Source organism: Streptomyces sp. NPDC107454, from assembly GCF_055582885.1.
Map to the genome: position 1 here is coordinate 1 of NZ_JBVJPA010000011.1, position 19063 is coordinate 19063.

At 71.0% G+C, this 19063-nt stretch carries 10 protein-coding genes; 1 reads left to right on the plus strand and 9 read right to left on the minus strand.

Annotated elements, in window-relative coordinates; all coding sequences use genetic code 11:
- Window positions 1-70: 70 nt before the first annotated feature.
- Together ACZ69M_RS27530 and ACZ69M_RS27535 are read right to left on the minus strand one after the other, a co-directional pair.
- Entirely contained in the window at window positions 71-2197 is a 2127-nt protein-coding gene (locus ACZ69M_RS27530) for an alpha-1,4-glucan--maltose-1-phosphate maltosyltransferase (RefSeq protein WP_470053908.1), read from the minus strand.
- 194 nt (window positions 2198-2391) lie between these two features.
- On the minus strand, window positions 2392-3594 hold the full coding sequence (locus tag ACZ69M_RS27535; protein WP_470053910.1) for a S8 family peptidase: 1203 nt from the start codon (window positions 3592-3594) through the stop codon (window positions 2392-2394).
- A gap of 438 nt (window positions 3595-4032) precedes the next feature.
- On the opposite strand from ACZ69M_RS27535, the gene glgP reads away from it, so the two are divergent.
- Window positions 4033-6702, plus strand: a complete 2670-nt coding sequence (glgP, locus tag ACZ69M_RS27540) for an alpha-glucan family phosphorylase (RefSeq protein ID WP_470053912.1) — start codon at window positions 4033-4035, stop codon at window positions 6700-6702.
- Window positions 6703-6733: 31 nt separating this feature from the next.
- Here the strand turns inward: glgP and ACZ69M_RS27545 are convergent, their stop codons facing one another.
- From ACZ69M_RS27545 to ACZ69M_RS27575, 7 genes are all read right to left on the minus strand, one after another.
- On the minus strand, window positions 6734-7249 hold the full coding sequence (locus ACZ69M_RS27545) for a DUF1990 family protein (protein ID WP_470053914.1): 516 nt from the start codon (window positions 7247-7249) through the stop codon (window positions 6734-6736).
- Between the two features lie 87 nt (window positions 7250-7336).
- Entirely contained in the window at window positions 7337-8995 is a 1659-nt protein-coding gene (locus ACZ69M_RS27550; RefSeq protein ID WP_470053915.1) for a M4 family metallopeptidase, read from the minus strand.
- A gap of 298 nt (window positions 8996-9293) precedes the next feature.
- The gene (locus ACZ69M_RS27555) at window positions 9294-11336 is read right to left on the minus strand and encodes a M4 family metallopeptidase (protein ID WP_470053917.1); all 2043 of its coding nucleotides are present in this window, start codon (window positions 11334-11336) and stop codon (window positions 9294-9296) included.
- Window positions 11337-11822: 486 nt separating this feature from the next.
- Complete coding sequence (locus ACZ69M_RS27560; RefSeq protein ID WP_470053919.1) at window positions 11823-13562, minus strand: ABC transporter ATP-binding protein; 1740 nt, start codon at window positions 13560-13562, stop codon at window positions 11823-11825.
- On the minus strand, window positions 13559-15268 hold the full coding sequence (locus ACZ69M_RS27565) for an ABC transporter transmembrane domain-containing protein (protein ID WP_470053921.1): 1710 nt from the start codon (window positions 15266-15268) through the stop codon (window positions 13559-13561). The genes ACZ69M_RS27560 and ACZ69M_RS27565 overlap by 4 nt, the downstream gene beginning before the upstream one ends.
- A 53-nt stretch (window positions 15269-15321) precedes the next feature.
- Window positions 15322-17247 carry an ABC transporter ATP-binding protein gene (locus ACZ69M_RS27570; protein ID WP_470053923.1) on the minus strand — a complete coding sequence of 642 codons (1926 nt, stop codon included), beginning with the start codon at window positions 17245-17247 and terminating at the stop codon, window positions 15322-15324.
- The gene (locus ACZ69M_RS27575) at window positions 17244-19049 is read right to left on the minus strand and encodes an ABC transporter ATP-binding protein (RefSeq protein ID WP_470053925.1); all 1806 of its coding nucleotides are present in this window, start codon (window positions 19047-19049) and stop codon (window positions 17244-17246) included. The genes ACZ69M_RS27570 and ACZ69M_RS27575 overlap by 4 nt, the downstream gene beginning before the upstream one ends.
- Window positions 19050-19063 lie beyond the last annotated feature (14 nt).

The following is a 19063-nucleotide window of genomic DNA, read 5'->3' on the forward strand; positions in this document are numbered from 1 at the left end:
TTGAACCAGTCGGGGTCGCGGTCCCTGGCCGGGGTGTCCTCGAAAGTGTCCGGGACGGGCTCGTTGACGATCATGTGGTGGGTGACCCTCCGATCTGCGGTGAGGACGGTCGCAGGACGGTGAGGATGTGCGCGGGGCTGTGCCCTGGCTCAAGACGCACATAGTTGGCCCTGCCCCAGTGGTAGGTCTCGCCGGTGAGCTCGTCGCGCACCGGCACGGACTCGTGCCAGTCCAGGCCGAGTTGCGGCATGTCCAACGAGACCGTCGCCTCCTGGGTGTGGTGGGGGTCGAGGTTGACCACCACCACAACCGTGTTCGATCCGCTCCCGTCCGTGACCGACTTCGAGTAGGCGATCACCGCGTCCTTGTCCGTGTGGTGGAAGTGGAGGCCGCGCAACTGGCGCAGCGCCGGACTGCGCCGGCGGATGGCGTTGAGCGCCCTCAGCAATGGCGCGATGCTACGACCCTCCCGCTCCGCCGACTCCCAATCCCGCGGACGCAGTTGGTACTTCTCGGAGTTCAGGTACTCTTCGCTGCCCGCACGCAGCGGGGTGTTCTCACAGAGCTCGAATCCGCTGTAGACGCCCCAGGCCGGAGACAGCGTCGCGGCGAGCACCGCACGCAGTTCGAAGGCCGGCCGCCCCCCGTGCTGAAGGAACTCGTGCAGGATGTCCGGGGTGTTCACGAAGAAATTGGGCCGCATGTAGGCGGCCGCCTCCCCCGACAGCTCACTCAGGTAGTCGGTGAGCTCCTGCTTCGTGTTGCGCCAGGTGAAGTAGGTGTACGACTGCTGGAAGCCGACCGCCCCCAGCGTGCGCATCATCGCGGGCCGGGTGAACGCCTCGGCCAGGAAGATCACGTCAGGGTCGGTGCGGTTGATGTCCGCGATGACCCGCTCCCAGAAGACGACCGGCTTGGTGTGCGGGTTGTCGACGCGGAAGATCCGCACGCCGTGGCTCATCCAGTGGCGCAGCACCCGCAGCGTCTCCTGGACCAGCCCCGGCATGTCCTGGTCGAAGGCGATCGGATAGATGTCCTGGTACTTCTTCGGCGGATTCTCCGCGTACGCGATCGACCCGTCGGCCCGGTGGTGGAACCACTCGGGATGCTTCTGCACCCACGGATGGTCCGGCGAGCACTGGAGCGCGAAGTCGAGCGCGATCTCCAGCCCCTCCCGCTCCGCCCGCCTCACGAAGGCGTCGAAGTCGTCGATCGTGCCGAGATCCGGATGAACGGCGTCGTGCCCGCCCTCCGGGGAGCCGATCGCCCACGGCACACCGACGTCGTACGCCCCCGCAGAGAGAGTGTTGTTGGGCCCCTTGCGATAAGTGGTCCCGATGGGATGAATCGGCGGCAGATACACGACGTCGAAACCCATTCGCGCGATGGCGGGCAGCCGCTCGGCGGCGGTGCGGAAGGTGCCGTGCACCGGCGGATCGAGATGTCCGCTCTCCGAACGCGGAAAGAACTCGTACCAGGAGCCGTACAGCGCCCGCTCGCGCTCCACCAGCAGGGGCAGCGGCTCCGAGCTGCTGACCAGCTCACGCAGCGGATGACGCGTGAGGACCCTGTCCACTTCAGGGGTACGGGCGGCGGCGAGCCGGGCCGCCGAGGAACGGCCGGTGTCCCGCAGCGCGTCCGCCGCGGCGAGGACGACATCCCTTCTGCCCTTGCTCTTCGGCACTCCGGCGGCAGCGCGCTCGTACAGCCGGGCGCCCTCCTCCAGGACCAGTTCCGTGTCGATGCCCGCCGGGATCTTGATCCCCGCGTGATGGCGCCAGGTGGAGACCGGATCGCTCCAGGCCTCCACGGTGTACGTCCAGTGGCCGGTCGTTCCGGCACGGACGCCGGCGCCCCAGCGGTCGGTGCCGGGGGCGAGTTCGCGCATCGGGGTCCAGGGGCCGGTGCGGCCCTCCGGATCGCGCAGGACGACGTTCGCGGCGACGGCGTCGTGACCTTCGCGGAAGACGGTGGCCGTGACCTCGAAGACCTCGCCGACAACTGCCTTGGCGGGGCGGCGGCCTTGCAGGACGAGGGGCCGAACGTCGACGACGGGAATGCGTCCGACGCTCTCGCCGCCTTCGGCTGCCGGTGCGGAGGGTTGCTCCGGGGCGCGCGGGACGGCGTCGACCTTGCGTAGGGGGGGTGTGTCGGAGGTGGTCGTCGGGGGTGGCGACGTGTGGTGCGTGGCGGGCATGACCGCTCCTGTCCGCGTCAACGAGGGTGGGCGGATGACGGTGTGGGGAGGTGGGGCCTGCGGGGCGTACCGGGGGAGCCTTCCCACCCTATTCGGGTGAGCAATCCGGCAGGTTGCTAACTACTTACGCGTATGTCTACACACAAGACCGGCCTCGTCCGACGGGCGAGGCCGGTGCCTGCTGCGGCGGTTTTCTAGGAACCGCCGACTTGCAGAAGCCTGTTCGGTGAACCGACCCCCGCACCGCCGACCTTCCCGTACACGGCCCGCCCGACCAACGCTTTGCCCACTTGGGCCGGGGTCGCCTTCGGGTGGCCGGCGAGATAGAGCGCCGCCGCGCCCGCGACATGCGGGCTCGCCATCGACGTACCGGAGAAGGTCGCCTTCCCGGTGTCGCTCGCGTACGACGCCGACGTGATCGCCACGCCGGGCGCGAACAGGTCGAGCGCCGCGCCGAAGTTGGAGAAGCTCGCCCGGGCGTCGGTCCTGTCGCTCGCGCCGACCGTCAGCGCCTCCTTGACCCGGGCGGGGGAGTACAGCCCGGCGGCCAGTCCGTCGTTGCCCGCCGCGACCGAGTACGTCACTCCGGAGGCGATGGAGTTGCGTACGGCGGCGTCCAGCTGGGCGTTGGCGTGGCCGCCCAGACTCAGATTGGCGACCGCGGGCTTGTGCGCGTGCCGGGTCACCCAGTCGATACCGGCGATGACCTGCGCGGTGGTGCCGGACCCGGCGTTGTCGAGCACCCGCACGGACACGACCTTGGCCTTCTTCGCCACACCGTAGGTCGTCCCCGCGATGGTCCCGGCGACATGCGTCCCGTGTCCGTTCCCGTCCCCCGCCGCCTTGTCGTCGTCCACGAAGTCCCAGCCGTAACTGGCCCGCCCCCCGAAGTCCTTGTGCGTGATCCGGATCCCCGTGTCGATGACGTACGCCGTCACGCCCGCGCCCGCCGACTCCGGCCATGTGTAGCCCTTGTCGAGCGGCAGAGCGGGCTGGTCGATCCGGTCAAGACCCCAGGACGGCGGGTTCTTCTCGAAGTGGTCGAGTGTCACCCGGGTGTCCTGGACGACGGAGGCCACACGGGAGTCCGCCGCGAGCCGCCGCGCCTGCTTCTCGCCCACCTGAACCGCGTACCCGTTGAGTGCCGTGCCGTACGTGTGGCTGATTCGCGCTCCGTACTTCTCGGCGATGCCCTTACCCGCCGACGACGGAGCCGTCGTACCCCCCTTGAGTGTCACGATGTAACTACCGCTGACGGAACCGGGTTCGCCGGCGCCGAGTATCCGCCCCTCCGGGGCGGCGTGCGCGGGCAGGGTGATGGCCGAAAGCACCGCGGCTGTCGTGACCGCGGTGAGGCATCCTGCCCAGCGCAGACGCCGCTGTCTCGTCTGTGCCATGACGTGAGTTCCCCTCCTCAAGTCGGCGTACGCCGACCGGGACCGACCGGTGTGCGACCGGGGTCGCGCGTACGCCACTTGGCAGCCTCTCGTGTGGTGTGAAGCACCACAAGGCCGCCCATGCGGGCGGAATCGGCCATACCCTCCGGGGGTGGGGCGCAATGGTTGCGTCGATTCCCGGTCGACGGTCGGCTGACGGCCGGTGGTGGCTGGCCGCGCGGTTCCCCGCGCCCCTGGAGCGGGGGCTGCGCCCCGCGTCCCCGTGCCCCTTACGGGGTGCCCCCACGCCCCCGGCCCGCCCAGGCGCCCGACCACCCACGCGCCCGCCACCCACGACGCCGGAGTTCATCGATGCGCCGTGTTGTGGAAACACCCTCGCCGCTACCGTCGTCGGTGACGTACTTCCCGCCGCATACGTCTTTTGTGAAGGTGGAACTTGTGAAGGCAATCCGCAGATTCACCGTTCGCCCCGTACTGCCCGACGCCCTTCACCCGCTCAGTGACCTCGCCCGCAACCTGCGCTGGTCCTGGCACGCCGAGACCCGCGACCTCTTCCAGTCCGTCGACCCCGAACGCTGGACCGCATCCGACGGCGACCCCGTACGCCTGCTCGGCAGCGTCGCCCCCCACCGCCTCGCGGAACTCGCCGAGGACCGCCGCTTCCTGCGCCGCCTCGCCGCCGTCGCCGACGACCTGCGCGACTACGTGACCGGCGAACGCTGGTATCAGACCCAGACCCAGATTCCCGACCTCCCCGCCGCCATCGCCTACTTCTCACCCGAGTTCGGCATCACCGCGGCCCTGCCCCAGTACTCCGGAGGCCTCGGCATCCTCGCCGGCGACCACCTCAAGGCCGCCAGCGACCTCGGCGTACCCCTCATCGGCGTAGGACTCCTCTACCGGCACGGCTACTTCCGCCAGTCCCTCTCCCGGGACGGCTGGCAGCAGGAGCACTATCCCGTCCTCGACCCCAACGAACTCCCTCTCGTACCCCTGCGCGAATCCGACGGCGCCCCGGCCCAGGTCACCCTCGCCCTCCCCGGCGCCCGCGCCCTGCGCGCCCGCATCTGGCTGGCCCAGGTCGGTCGCGTCCCCCTCCTCATGCTCGACTCCGACGTCGAGGAGAACGACCTCGGCGAACGCGGGGTGACCGACCGGCTGTACGGCGGCGGCAGCGAGCACCGGCTGCTGCAGGAGATGCTCCTCGGCATCGGCGGGGTACGCGCCGTACGGACGTACTGCCGGCTGACCGGCCACCCCCAGCCCGAGGTGTTCCACACCAACGAGGGCCACGCGGGCTTCCTCGGCCTGGAACGCATCGCCGAACTCGCCGAGGGGCAGGACGGGCACGACGGCCTGGACTTCGAGGCCGCTCTCGAATCCGTCCGCGCCGGTACCGTCTTCACCACCCACACCCCCGTCCCCGCCGGCATCGACCGCTTCGACCGCGAGCTGGTCGCCCACCACTTCGGCCCGGACGCCGAACTCCCCCGTATCGACGTCGAGCGCATCCTCGGCCTCGGCATGGAGACCTATCCGGGCGGTGAGCCGAACCTCTTCAACATGGCCGTGATGGGACTCAGGCTCGGCCAGCGGGCCAACGGGGTGTCGCTGCTCCACGGTCACGTCAGCCGCGAGATGTTCTCCGGGCTGTGGCCGGGTTTCGACCCGGACGAGGTCCCGATCACCTCGGTCACCAACGGCGTGCACGCACCGACCTGGGTGGCACCGGAGGTCTTCCGTCTGGGCGCCCGTCAGATCGGCGCCCAGCGCACCGAGGACGCGATGACGGTCGGCGGCTCGGACCGCTGGGACGCGGTGGCGGACATCGCCGACCAGGAGATCTGGGACCTGCGCCGGGTGCTGCGCGAGCAACTGGTCCTCGAGGTACGCGAACGCCTGCACGCCTCCTGGCGCCAGCGCGGTGCCGGAACGGCCGAACTCGGCTGGATCGACGGGGTGCTGGACCCGGACGTCCTCACCATCGGCTTCGCCCGTCGCGTCCCCTCCTACAAGCGTCTGACCCTGATGCTGCGCGACCGCGACCGCCTGATGGACCTCCTCCTGCACGCCGAACGCCCGATCCAGATCGTGGTCGCGGGCAAGGCGCACCCCGCCGACGACGGCGGCAAGCGACTCGTGCAGGAACTGGTCCGGTTCGCGGACGACCCGCGTGTGCGCCACCGGATCGTCTTCCTCCCGGACTACGGGATGGCGATGGCGCAGAAGCTGTACCCGGGCTGCGACATCTGGCTGAACAACCCGCTCCGCCCGCTGGAGGCCTGCGGCACGTCCGGGATGAAGGCGGCGCTCAACGGCTGTCTGAACCTCTCCGTCCTGGACGGCTGGTGGGACGAGTGGTTCCAGCCGGACTTCGGCTGGGCGATCCCGACGGCGGACGGTACGGATGGGGGTCCCCCCACGCGTTCAGCAGTGGGGGAGGACGACGACCGCCGCGACGACCTGGAGGCGGCGGCCCTCTACGAGCTGCTGGAACAGCGCGTGGCGCCCCGCTTCTACGAGCGGGGCCAGCACGGTCTGCCCGACCGGTGGATCGAGATGGTCCGCCAGACGCTGACCCATCTCGGCCCGAAGGTCCTGGCGGGCCGGATGGTGCGCGAGTACGTGGAGCGCCTGTACGCCCCCGCGGCCCGCGCCCATCGCGCCCTGGCCCCGGAGGCGGCCCGCGAACTGGCCGCCTGGAAGTCCCGCGTCCGGGCGGCCTGGCCCCGGGTCACGGTGGACCATCTGGAGGCCTCCGCCGCCACCACGACCGCCGAACTGGGCACCACCCTCTCCCTGCGGGTGCGGGTGGCGCTGGCCGACCTCGTCCCGGACGACGTCGAGGTCCAGGCGGTCTCGGGCCGCGTCGACTCGCAGGACCGCATCGCGGACGCGAGCTGCGTCCCGCTGAAACCGGCGGGCGGTCCGGACCTGGAGGGGCACTGGGTGTACGAGGGTCCGCTCTCCCTCGACCGCACCGGCCCGTTCGGCTACACGGTCCGTATTCTCCCCACGCACCGACTGCTCGCGTCCGGCGCCGAGCTGGGCCTGGTGACGATGCCTTCGGAGGAGGTGGGGGAGGAGGCCGGGGTCCTGATGCGCTGAGCGAGCCGAAAGCGGAAGGCGGACAGCGGGCCTACGGTTCGAACCCCGCGCACAGCCGGCGCAGTACCGTTCCGCAGCGCCGTGCGTAGGCGTGCTGGAGCCCCCGGGTCGCAGGTCCGCCCGCACGGGTGTACCACTTGGCCGCACGGCTGAAGGCGGTCACGGTCAGCCAGACCGTGCCGTCGCCCGTGCGGTCGACCACGAAGGCCTCCTCGCCGCGCTCGGGGTGGCCGGGCAGGGTGCCGTAGGCCCAGCCGGCCCGGCGGTACTCCTCGACCGCCCAGACCACCCGGCAGGGGGCCTTCAGGGGGCCGAGCCCGACGGTGACGTCGACTCCGGGGGCCGCCTTGTCGGCGGTGGCGGTTATGCCCACGCCCATCGCGCGGTGCATCTCCCAGGTCATCAAGGCTTCGGACGCGGCGCGGAAGACGGCCTCGCCCTCGCCGACGCGGGTGCGCAGGTGCAGGGGGTGGAACCCCGGCGGGCAGCGGCCGTCGCGCGTTGCGCCCACGTCCTCGTAAGTGAAGGGGTTGTCCGGGGAGACCATGGGGGACAGCGTAGGGCGGTACCCGGAGGTGCTTTCTCCCCGGGTACCGCCCAAGTGCCTAAGCGGGTCTCGAGGACCCCGTGGGCACTAGCTCACGTTGACCGCGGTCCAGGCCGCGGCCACCGCCTTGTACTCGGCACTGGTCGAGCCGTACAGGGCGGACGCCGCGGAGAGCGTCCCCGTGCGGGCCGACTTGTAGTTGGTCGTCGACGTGAAGTACGTCGTCAGCGCCTTGTACCAGATCTGCAGGGCCTTGTCCCGGCCGATGCCGGTGACCGCCGTGCCGTTGTACGTGGGCGAGTTGTAGCTGACGCCGTTGATGGTCTTGGCGCCGCTGCCCTCGCTCAGCAGGTAGAAGAAGTGGTTGGCGACACCGGACGAGTAGTGCACGTCCAGGTTGCCGACGCTGGAGGACCAGTAGTCGGCGGAGCCGCCGTCCTTGCTGGGCTTGTCCATGTAGCGCAGCGGGGTGCCGTCGCCGTTGATGTTGATCTTCTCGCCGATGAGGTAGTCACCCACGTCGGAGGAGTTCCCCGCGTAGAACTCGACGCCGGTGCCGAAGATGTCGGAGGTCGCCTCGTTCAGACCGCCGGACTCGCCCGAGTAGTTGAGGCCGGCCGTGTTGGCGGTGACGCCGTGGCTCATCTCGTGGCCGGCCACGTCCAGCGAGGTCAGCGGGTGGTTGTTCCCGGAGCCGTCGCCGTACGTCATGCAGAAGCAGCTGTCGTCCCAGAACGCGTTGACGTACGCGTTGCCGTAGTGGACGCGGGAGTACGCGCCGACACCGTTGTTCTTGATGCCGCTGCGGCCGAAGGTGTTCTTGTAGAAGTCCCACGTCTCCTGCGCGCCGTACGCGGCGTCGGCCGCCGCGGTCTGGTCGGTGGTGGAGCTGGAGGCCGCGCCGGTGCCCCAGACGTCGTCCGCGTCGGTGAACAGGGTGCCCGCGGAGGAGGAGGTGGTGTGCGACTTGTTGTACGTCTTGTGGCCGCCGCGGGTGCCGTCGGTCAGCTGGTACGTCGAGCCCGACAGGGTGGTGTTGAGGCTGACCGTGCCCGAGTAGAGGGTCTTGCCGGTGCCGGTCTCGATGCCCTGGTACTCGTAGAGCTTCTTGCCGGTGGCCGCGTCGGTGATGACGTGCAGCTCGTTCGGGGTGCCGTCGTCCTGGAGACCGCCGATGACCGTCTCGTAGGCGAGGGTGGGCTTGCCGGTGGCGGCCCAGATCACCTTGCGGGGGGCGCGGTCGGCCGTGGTCTTCTCCGAGCCGGCGGCCTTCGCGGCGGTGAGAGCCTGCTTCTCGGCCTTCGCGGTGGTGACCTGCGGCTTCAGCGAGGCGACCTTGATGGCCGTCTTCACGGCCTTGGTGACGCCCTCGGTCTTGCCGGCCTTGGACTCGTGGACGACCAGGTCGCCGCCGAGGACCGGAAGGCCGTTGTACGTGCGCTCGTAGCGGGTGTGCACAGTGCCGTCCGCGTCCTTGAGGACGTCTCTGACGACGAGCTTCTCCTTGGCGCCGAGGCCTATCTGCTGGGCGGTCTCGGGCGCGGCCGCGTCGGCCTGCTGGATCAGGCTCGTGCGCGCGGCGGCGGAGAGCTGGACCGTGGCGCCGGGGGACTTCGCCTTGGCGGCGGCCGACTCGGTCTGGGCGGAGGCACCGGTGGTCAGACCGGTGGTGAGCAGCGCTCCGGCGGCGACAGCGGTGGCGATGGCCAGAGTGGTGCGCTTGTGACGCGCGTAGAGGGGGGTCACGCAATCTCCTCTTGTGGGGGCGACCGGACGGCGTGGGGTGGCCGTACGGAAGGTGCGAAGTTGCGGTGCGGGTGAGCCGTGCGGTGGAAGAGTGACATCCAGGGCGCGTACATGTCAGGAGGGCGATGAAATCTTGGCCGAAAAGCGTCCGGTGGATGAAGATCGCTGTTCGTTACGCGGATCTCGATCTTGGTCAAGCGACAACAAAAGCAAGGTCATGGCACGGCAAAGAGGGCGTCGCCCCGGGGAGTCGGACCCCGGGGCGGCGCCCTCTTGATGCCATGCGTTCAGACGCGGTCTACGGGAACGTCAGCTTCCAGCTGTCGATGTAGCCGGTGTCCTGCGCGGCCTTGTCCTGGACCCTCAACTTCCAAGTGCCGTTGGCGACTTCGGAGGACGCGTTGACCGTGTAGGTCTCCTGGACGTTGTCCGCCGAGTCGGAGGAACTGAACGCCTTCAGGGGGTACACCGTGCCGTCCGGAGCCAGCAGATCCACCACCAGGTCGCCGCGCCAGGTGTGCACGATGTTCACGTCGACCAGAAGGTTCGACGGGGCGTTGCCGGTACGGCCGGTGACCGCGATCGACGACGTCACGGCCGGCCCGTTGTCCGGAATCGATACGTCGCCGGTGTTCTCGAACGACGTACCGGTGCCGCCGCCACCGCCCGGACGCGAGCCGACCTTCACGGCCGCCCAGGCGTTCTGCACCGCCGTGTACTCGGCGCTCGTCGTGCCGTACAGCTCGCCCGTCGCCGCGAGCGTGCCGGTGCGGGCCGCCGCGTAGTTGGTGGTCGAGGTGAACTTGGTGGTGAGCGCCCGGTACCAGATCTGCAGGGCCTTGTCCCGGCCGATGCCGGTGACCGGAAGGCCGTCGGCGGTGGGCGAGTTGTAGCTGACGCCGTTGATGACCTTGGCGCCGCTGCCCTCGCTCAGCAGGTAGAAGAAGTGGTTGGCGACACCGGACGAGTAGTGGACGTCGAGACCGCCCACGCTGGAGGACCAGTTGTCCGCCGAGCCGCCGTCCTTGCTGGGCTTGTCCATGTAGCGCAGCGGGGTGCCGTCGCCGTTGATGTCGATCTTCTCGCCGATGAGGTAGTCACCGGGGTCGGAGGCGTTGTTGGCGTAGAACTCGACGCCGGTGCCGAAGATGTCGGAGGTCGCCTCGTTCAGACCGCCGGACTCGCCCGAGTAGTTGAGGCCCGCGGTGTTGGAGGTGACGCCGTGGCTCATCTCGTGGCCGGCCACGTCCAGCGCGGTCAGCGGGTCCGCGTTGCCGGAGCCGTCGCCGTACGTCATGCAGAAGCAGCTGTCGTCCCAGAACGCGTTGACGTACGCGTTGCCGTAGTGGACCCGGGAGTACGCACCCACGCCGTTGTTCTTGATGCCGCTGCGGCCGAAGGTGTTCTTGTAGAAGTCCCACGTCTCGGCGGCGCCGTAGTGCGCGTCGGCGCCCGCGGTCGCGGCGTTCGACGTGGTGCCGTTGCCCCAGGTGTCGCTGGTCTGCGAGAACAGGGTGCCGGTGCCGGACGTGCCGCGGTTGAGGTTGTACGTCTTGTGGCCGCCGCGCGCGCCGTCGGTGAGCGTGTAGTTGGAGCCCGACTGCGTGGTCGTCAGCGTCACCTGGCCGCTGTACTGGGTGTTGCCGATCCCGGTCTCGATGCCCTGGTACTCGTAGAGCTTCTTGCCGGTGGCCGCGTCGGTGATGACGTGCAGCTGGTTCGGGGTGCCGTCGTCCTGGAAGCCGCCGACGACCGTCTCGTAGGCGAGGGTCGGCTTGCCGTCCGCCGCCCAGATCACCTTGCGGGGCGCCCGGTCGGCGTCGGTCTTCTTCGAACCGTCGGCCTTGGCGGCGGAGAGGGCCTGCTTCTCCGCCTTGGCGGCGGCGATGGCGGGCGTGAGCGAGGCGACCTTGAGGGTCGCCCGCGTCGCCTTGATGACCCGCTCGGTCTTGCCCGCCTTGGTGGTGTCGACCACCAGGTCGCCACCGAGGACCGGGAGTCCCGCGTACGTGCGCTCGTAGCGGGTGTGGACCGTGCCGTCCGCGTCCTTGATGACGTCGCGGGCGACGAGCTTCTCCTGGGCCCCGAGGCCCAGGTCCTTGGCGGTGGCCGCCTTGGCGGTGTCCGCGTCGCGTATCAGCTCCGCGCGCTGCGAAGGCGTGAGCTGGACGGCGAGAGAACCACGGTTGATCTTGCCGAGGGAGGACTTCTGGGGGGTCGCGCTCGCGGCGCCCGACTGGACGGCCGCGGCCAGCAGGGCGGAGACACCGACGAGGGCGACGGCCGCGACGCGGCGCTGGGTGGTGTGGGAGGTGCGTCTGTGGGAGGAACTGCTGCTCAACACACTGACTCCTTCTGCGTGGCCACGGCTCGCGCGGCCAGTGGGGATCCGGTCGGGGTGGGTACCCGTCCGGGCAGAACAGGGCAGAACAGGGCGGAACAGGGTGGTACGCGGGACCAGTTGCCTGAGGGTCCACGGCTACGACACGGCGATGGCGCTGTGAGGTTGCTGTGAAGTTGCCGTGGGAAGAGTGGCAGGAGATTTCGCTTTCTGTCAGGACCGCGTCAGGAAGTTGGCCGGAATTCGTCCGTTGTCCGGGTGTTCATGTTCGGCATGCGGACTGTTCGCCGGAGTGCGTCTGATCTGTGGCGCGGCAAGGCGCCGCGGCCCTGCCGCCCCGCGCCCAGGACGACCGGACGCGACCCGATTCGCCGCGCCCTGAAGGGGCGCGGGGAACTGCGCGACCAGCCACGAGGACGCCGCAGACGATCGACGGCACATCCCGGTACTTCCAGACGGCACATCCCGGTACTTCCAGCGGAGCGCTCAGTCCCCGTGCCACGTCCGCCAAAGTGCCGCGTACGCCCCCGCGGCCGCCACCAGCTCGTCGTGCGTGCCGAGTTCGGTGAGCAGTCCGTCCTTCATCACGGCGACCCGGTCCGCGTCGTGCGCGGTGTGCAGCCGGTGCGCGATGGCGATCACGGTGCGCCCCTCCAGTACGGCGGCGAGCGCACGCTCGGTGTGGCGCGCGGTCGTCGGATCGAGCAGGGCCGTCGCCTCGTCGAGGATCAGGGTGTGCGGGTCGGCCAGCACCACCCGGGCCAGGGCGAGCTGCTGGGCCCGCGACCCGTCCGTCCGGCGGCCGCCGCTGCCGAGCTCGGTGTCCAGGCCGTCCGGCAGCTCCCGGACCCAGCCGTCGGCACCGACGGCGGCCAGCGCCGCCCACAACGCCGCGTCATCGGCGGCGGGTTCGGCGATCAGCAGGTTGTCGCGAACGGTGCCCAGAAACACGTGGTGCTCCTGGGTGACGAGGACGACCTGCCGGCGCAGCTGCTCGGGATCGAGGTCGGCGATCGGTACGCCCCCCACCGTCACCGACCCGGACCGCGGCGCGTCGATGCCCGCGAGCAGTCGGCTCAGCGTGGTCTTCCCGGCGCCGGAGGGCCCGACGACCGCCAGCCGTTCCCCGGGCCGCACGGTCAGGTCGACTCCGCGCAGCACCTCGCCCCCGCGGTCGTAGGAGTAGCGGACATCCGTCACGTCGATCCGGTCGTCGACCGGGGTGGGCGAGCCCGAGGTCACGGCCCGTGGCGCGCGGGCCAGCCCCTCGACGCGGGCGAACGAGGCCCCGCTGCTCTGGAGCTGCTCGACCTGCATCAGGATCTGGTCGAGCGGCTCGGCGAGCTGGCGCAGATACAGGGTCGCGGCGACCACCGCGCCCAGGCTCATCGCTCCCCTCGCGTGCAGGGCACCGCCCACCAGCAGGACGGCGACCACGGGAACGACGTACGACACCTCCACGGCCGGGAAGAACACGCTGCGCAGGAACAGGGTCCGCATCCGCCTGAGCCGGGACGTCTCCAGCGTCCGACGGCTCGCGGTGATCCGGTCGCGCTGCAGCCCGAACGCCTCCACCGTACGGGCACCGGACGCGGTGGCCGCGAGGATCTCGGCGACGTCCGAGGTGGCGGTGCCCTCGGCGAGATACGCGGTGCGCGCACGGCGCAGATACCAGCGCAGGGCGAACCAGATCCCGACGAGCCCGAGCACCCCGCAGGCGCCGAGCAGCGGGGCGATGACGAAGACCGCGCCGAGGATGAACAACGCCTGGGCGCAGGAGATGAGCAGTTCGGGCCCGGCGTCGCGCAGGGTGTTGCCCACCACGGTGACATCGGCGGTGCCGCGCGCGGTCAGGTCACCGGTGCCGGCCCGCTCCACGACCGAGGCGGGCAGACTCAGCGCCCGCTCCACGAACTGCTCCCGCACCCGGGCCAGCGTCCGCTCCCCGAACCGGTGCCCCACGTACCGGGCCCACCGCGCCAGCAGCAGCTGCGCCAGCGAGCACACCAGGATGACCGAAGCCAGCCGGTCCACGACGTCCACACCGTCCCCGGCCCGTACGTCGTCGATGATCCGCCCGAGCAGCCAGGGCCCGACCAGACCGGCCGCGGCGGCCAGCGCGTTGAGGCCGAGCACGGCGGCGAAGGACCGCCCGTCCGCCCGGATCAGCCGCAGTGCCGCCCGGCGCACCTCGGCGGGTTCGGCGACCGGCAGATGCGCGCTCATCGCAGGACCTCTTCCGTGTCGCGGGCCACCAGTGCCCGGTATCCCGGCTCCCTGTCGAGGAGTTCGTGATGGCTGCCGCTCGCCGCGACCTTGCCGTCGACCAGGAAGTGCACGGTGTCCACCTGGTCGAGCATCAGCGGCGAGGTGCTGGTGACGACGGTCGTACGGCCCGAGCGTGCGGCCCGCAGCCGGGCGGCCACGGCCGCCTCGGTGTGCGCGTCGAGCGCCGAGGTGGGTTCGACGGCGAGCAGTACCTCGGGGTCGGCGAGCAGCGCCCGCACCAGGCGTACGCGCTGTCGCTGGCCGCCGGAGAGGCTGCGGCCCTGGGCGGCGACATCCGAGTCGAGACCGCCCGGGAGACCGAGCACGATGTCGTCCGCCGCCGCCGCGCGCACCGCCCGGGCGATCGCCTCCTCGTCGTGCTCCCGGCGGCCGGAGACCAGCTCGCGCAGGGTGCCCGCGAACAGGTCGGCCTCGTTGTCCGCGACCAGGATCCGCTCGCGCACCTGCGCCAGGGCGATCTCGTCGAGCCGTACGCCACCCCACGTGACCGCCGACTCCGCGTACCGGCCGAGGCGGTCGACGACGGCCTCGGACTCCGCGGGAACCGCTCCGACCAGCGCGGTGAGCCGCCCCGGCAGCACCCGTACCCCGGAGTCCGGATCGAGCAGCACCGCCGGGGAGGCGGGCGCGTCCCGGGCGTCGGGGTGGTCGGCGACAGGCTCCAGGGACAGGAACCGTACGACGCGCCGGGCGGCGACGACGGCCCTGCTGAGCTGGTAGCCGCTCTCGATGAAGAAGTACACCGGCATCACGAGGACCGCGACATAGCCGTACACGGACACCAACTGGCCGATGGTGATCTCCCCCTGAGCGGCGAGCCGGGCCGCGAGCCAGGTCACGAGGGCGAGGAAAAGGGTCGGCAGTCCCGTGCCCAGGGCCTGGATCCAGCTGGTCGCCGCCCCGACCCGGTACCCCTGCGCCCGCAGCTGCTGCGAGTCGCGGCGGAAGGTGTCCGCGAACAGCCCCTTGCCACCCAGCCCGTTGAGGACGCGCAGACCGCCCGCGAGGTCGCCGATCCGTGCGGTCAGCACGCCCTGCCGCTCGCGGTACTCGGTCTCCGCTCCCTGCAGCCGGCCCATCAGCGGGCCGACGAGCCCGGCGATCAGCGGCACCCCGAGGAGTATCACCACCGACAGCTGGAGCGAGACCGACATCAGCAGCGCGGCCACCACGCCGTAGGTGACGATCGCGGCGATGCCGGGACCCACGACGGTCAGCGACTGGCTGATCGTCTGGACGTCACCGACGCCGATCGTGACGACCTCCCCGGCGCCGACCTGGCGGCCCAGCGCGGCACCCAGCCGCGCCGACTGCCCCACCACGACCTTGACCGTACGGAAGTTGGCGTCCATCCGGACCTTGGTCATGGTGCGGTGCCGCAGGATGCCCAGCCATGCGTTGAACACGCCGATGCCCAGCACGGCGGCCGTCCAGCCGAACAGGGCGCCCCGGTCGCCCGGCTCCAGGCCGTCGTCGATCGCACGGGACAGCAGGTACGGCGGCAGCGCCAGGAGCGTCATCCACACCGTGGCGAGCAGCGCGCCCGCCACGCTGCGCCCCGACTGCCGGGTGACCAGCCACCACAGATACCGCCACCCGCCCCGGCAGTCGGGCGTCCCCGGGTCCTCGTGAGCGTCGATCATCCAGCCCTCATGCCTTTCGCTTGCCGTCCGCCGTACGAGTCGCTCGCCGTCCGCTAGACGAGGCTGTCGCGCCACGCCTGGTGCAGGTCCGCGAATCTGCCGGTGGACGCGACGAGTTCGGCCGGGCTGCCGTCCTCGACCACCCGCCCGTGCTCCATCACCAGCACCCGGTCGGCGATCTCCACCGTGGACAGGCGGTGGGCGATGACCACCGCCGTCCGGCCGCGCAGGACCGTCGACATGGCGCGCTGCACCGCCCGTTCCCCCGGGATGTCGAGGGAGCTGGTGGCCTCGTCGAGGATGAGGACGGCCGGGTCGGCGAGCAAGGCCCGTGCGAAGGCGACGAGCTGGCGCTGCCCGGCGGAGATACGGCCGCCCCGTTTGCGTACGTCCGTGTCGTAGCCCTCGGGCAGCGCGCTGATGAAGTCGTGGGCGCCGATCGCCTTGGCGGCCCGCTCGATCTCCTCGCGACTCGCGTCGGAGCGGCCGATGGCGATGTTCTCGGCGACCGTGCCGGAGAACAGGAAGGCCTCCTGGGTCACCATCACCACCCCGCGCCGCAGCTCGGGCACCGACAGCTCGCGCAGGTCGACGCCGTCGAGCAGGACCCGGCCGTCCGTGGGGTCGTAGAAGCGGGCCAGCAGCTTGGCGAGCGTGGACTTGCCCGCGCCCGTCGAGCCGACCACGGCCACCGTCTGCCCCGCGGGGAGCGTGAGCGAGAAGGTGGGGAGCACCTCGCCGCCGGTGCGGTAGGCGAAGCGGACGTCCTCGAAGACGACCTCGCGGCCCGGCTGCGCGGAGGCGAGCGCGGGCAGCCGCTTCGGCTCGGCCGGTTCCGGCACGGACGGCGTCTGGGCCAGCAGGCCCGCGATCTTCTCCAGCGAGGCCGCCGCGGACTGGTAGGCGTTGAGGAACATGCCCAGCCGGTCGATCGGGTCGTACAGGCGGCGCAGGTAGAGCACCGAGGCGGCCAGCACACCCAGCGCCAGCGATCCCCCGGCCACCCGGTACGCGCCCCACAGCACGATCCCCGCGACCGCCGTGTTGGCGACCAGCCGGGAGCCGACGACATAGCGGGCCATCTCCAGCAGGGCGTCCCCGTTGGTGCGCTCGTGCCGCTTGTTGAGCACCCGGAACTCGGCGTCGTTGGCGTCCTCGCGGCGGAAGGCGCGCACCGGCCGGATCCCGTTCATCGTCTCCGCGAACTTCACGATGACGGCGGCGATCGCGGTCGAGCGGAGGCGGTAGATACGGCCGGCGCGGCGCCGGTACTGCCGTACGAGGAGGTAGAGCGGCACGAAGGACGCCACCGCCACCGCGCCCAGACCCAGGTCCAGCCAGAGCAGCATCGCCGAGATGTAGACGAAGGACAGGATCACCGTGATGAGCTCCTGAAGGCCCTCGCTGAGCAGTTCGCGCAGCGACTCGACGTCCGTCGTGGAGCGGGAGATCAGCCGGCCCGAGGTGTAGCGCTCATGGAAGTCGATGCTGAGCGCCTGCGCATGGCGGAAGATCCGGCCGCGCAGGTCGAGCAGCACGTCCTGGTTGACGCGGGCGGACGCCTGGGTGAAGGCGTACTGGAGTCCGCCGGCGGCCAGCGCGCACAGCAGATAGCCGACACCCACCGCGATCAGCGGACCGTGGTCGTGCGCGCGGAACGCCGGTACGGCACGGTCGATGGCGTACGCGACGATCAGCGGGCCCGCCTGGATCGCGGCCTGCTGGAGCAGGAGCAGCACCATCGTCAGCACCACACGGGCCTTGAGCGGGGCGAGGAGGGAACGCAGGAGCGCGGCGGTGGCGCCCGGGGGAGTGGGCAGGGCGTCGCGGTCGAAGGGGTCCTGGTGGGACTCCCGCGCGTCCGGACGGTCCTTGCCGGGTACCCCACCGTCGGGTTCCGCGCCCGCTTCCCTGCCCGCTTCCCTGCCCGGTTCCCGGTCCGGCTCCTTGTCCGGCGCGGTCGTCGTGGGCGCCGTCATCGGTCGGCCTCCTCGTCACCTGACATCAGATGGGCGTACTCGGCGTTGCTGCGCAGCAGTTCGTGGTGGGTGCCGACCGCGGTGATACGGCCGCCGGAGAGCAGGGCCACGCGGTCGGCGAGCAGGACCGTGGACGGGCGGTGCGCCACGATCAGCGCGGTCGTCTCCGCCAGGACGCGGCGCAGCGCGGCCTCGACCGCGGCCTCCGTGTGGACGTCCAGCGCCGACAGGGGGTCGTCGAGGACGAGGAAGCCGGGGCGGCCGACGACGGCCCGCGCGAGGGCGAGGCGTTGGCGCTGGCCGCCGGACAGGCTCAGGCCCTGCTCGCCGACCTGGGTCCGCGTGCCCTGCGGGAGCGTGTGTGCGAAGTCGGCCTGGGCGACGGCGAGGGCACGGTCCAGGTCCGCTTCGCCCGCGGTGTCCGGGGCGCCCATGAGCACGTTCTCCCCGACGCCTGCCGAGAAGAGGGTGGGCTCCTCGAAGGCCACGGCCACGCGCGCGCGAAGCTCCTCGCGGGGCATCGCCGTGATGTCCTCGCCGTCCAGCGTGATCCGCCCGGCCGTCACCTCGTGCAGCCGTGGGACGAGGGCCGTGAGGGTGGTCTTCCCGGTGCCGGTCGCGCCGACCAGGGCCATCGACTCACCCGGACGGATGTGCAGATCGATGCGGTCGAGGACGGGGGGCGCGTCTGCCGGGGCGTCGGGATAGCGGAACCGGACGCCGTGGAAGCGGAGTCCGCCCTCGCCCTTCCCGGCGGCGCCCGCGTACGTACCGTCGGCGGTCGCGGACGTCCCGGTGGACTCCGGCTGCTCGTCCATCACCTCGAAGTACCGCTCCGTCGCCGTCGCCGCCTCCTGGCTCATCGCGAGGAGGAAGCCGATGGACTCGACGGGCCAGCGCAGCGCGAGCGCCGTGGACAGGAACGCCACCAGCGTGCCGGCGGACAGCCGGCCGTCGGCGACCTGCACCGTGCCGAGCACGAGGGCGGCGCCGATGGCGAGTTCGGGGAGGGTGACGATGACCGTCAGGATGGCGGCGAGGAGGCGGGCCTTGGCCAGCTCCGTGCCGCGCAGCGTGCGGGACAGCTCGCGAAAGGCGAGGGCCTGGCTGCGGTGGCGCCCGAAGCCCTTGATGATGCGGATGCCGAGCACGCTCTCCTCGACGACCGTCGTCAGATCGCCCACCTGGTCCTGGGCCCGCCGTGCCACCAGCGAGTAGTGCCGCTCGAAGAGCCAGCAGACCACCATCAGAGGCACCGCGGGAGCGAGCAGCACCAGGCCCAGGGTCCACTCCTGGGCCAGCATGATCATGACGCCGACGAGGATCGTCACGGAGTTGACCAGCAGGAACGTCAGCGGGAAGGCGAGGAACTGGCGCACCAGCATCAGGTCCGTGGTGCCCCGGGACAGCAGCTGACCGGAGGCCCAGCGGTCGTGGAAGGCGACCGGGAGCCGTTGCAGATGCCGGTACAGATCCGCCCGCATGTCGGCCTCGACGCCCGACAGGGGCCGCGCCACCAGCCACCGCCGCAGCCCGAACAGGACCGCCTCCGCGATCCCGAGCAGCAGCAGATACAGCGCGCCGAGCCAGATGCCCGCCGCGTCGCGCTCGGCCACGGGACCGTCCACCATCCACTTCAGGACGAGCGGGAACACCAGCCCCGTACAGGAGGCGAGGACCGCGACGAAGGCGGCACTGAACAGCCGCGTGCGCACCGGCCGCACGTACGGCCACAGGCGCAGCAGGCTGCGTACGGTCGAATGGTCGGCTCGGCCCGGGGGCACCGCATCTGGAGTGGACATCAGGAGCGAGCCTA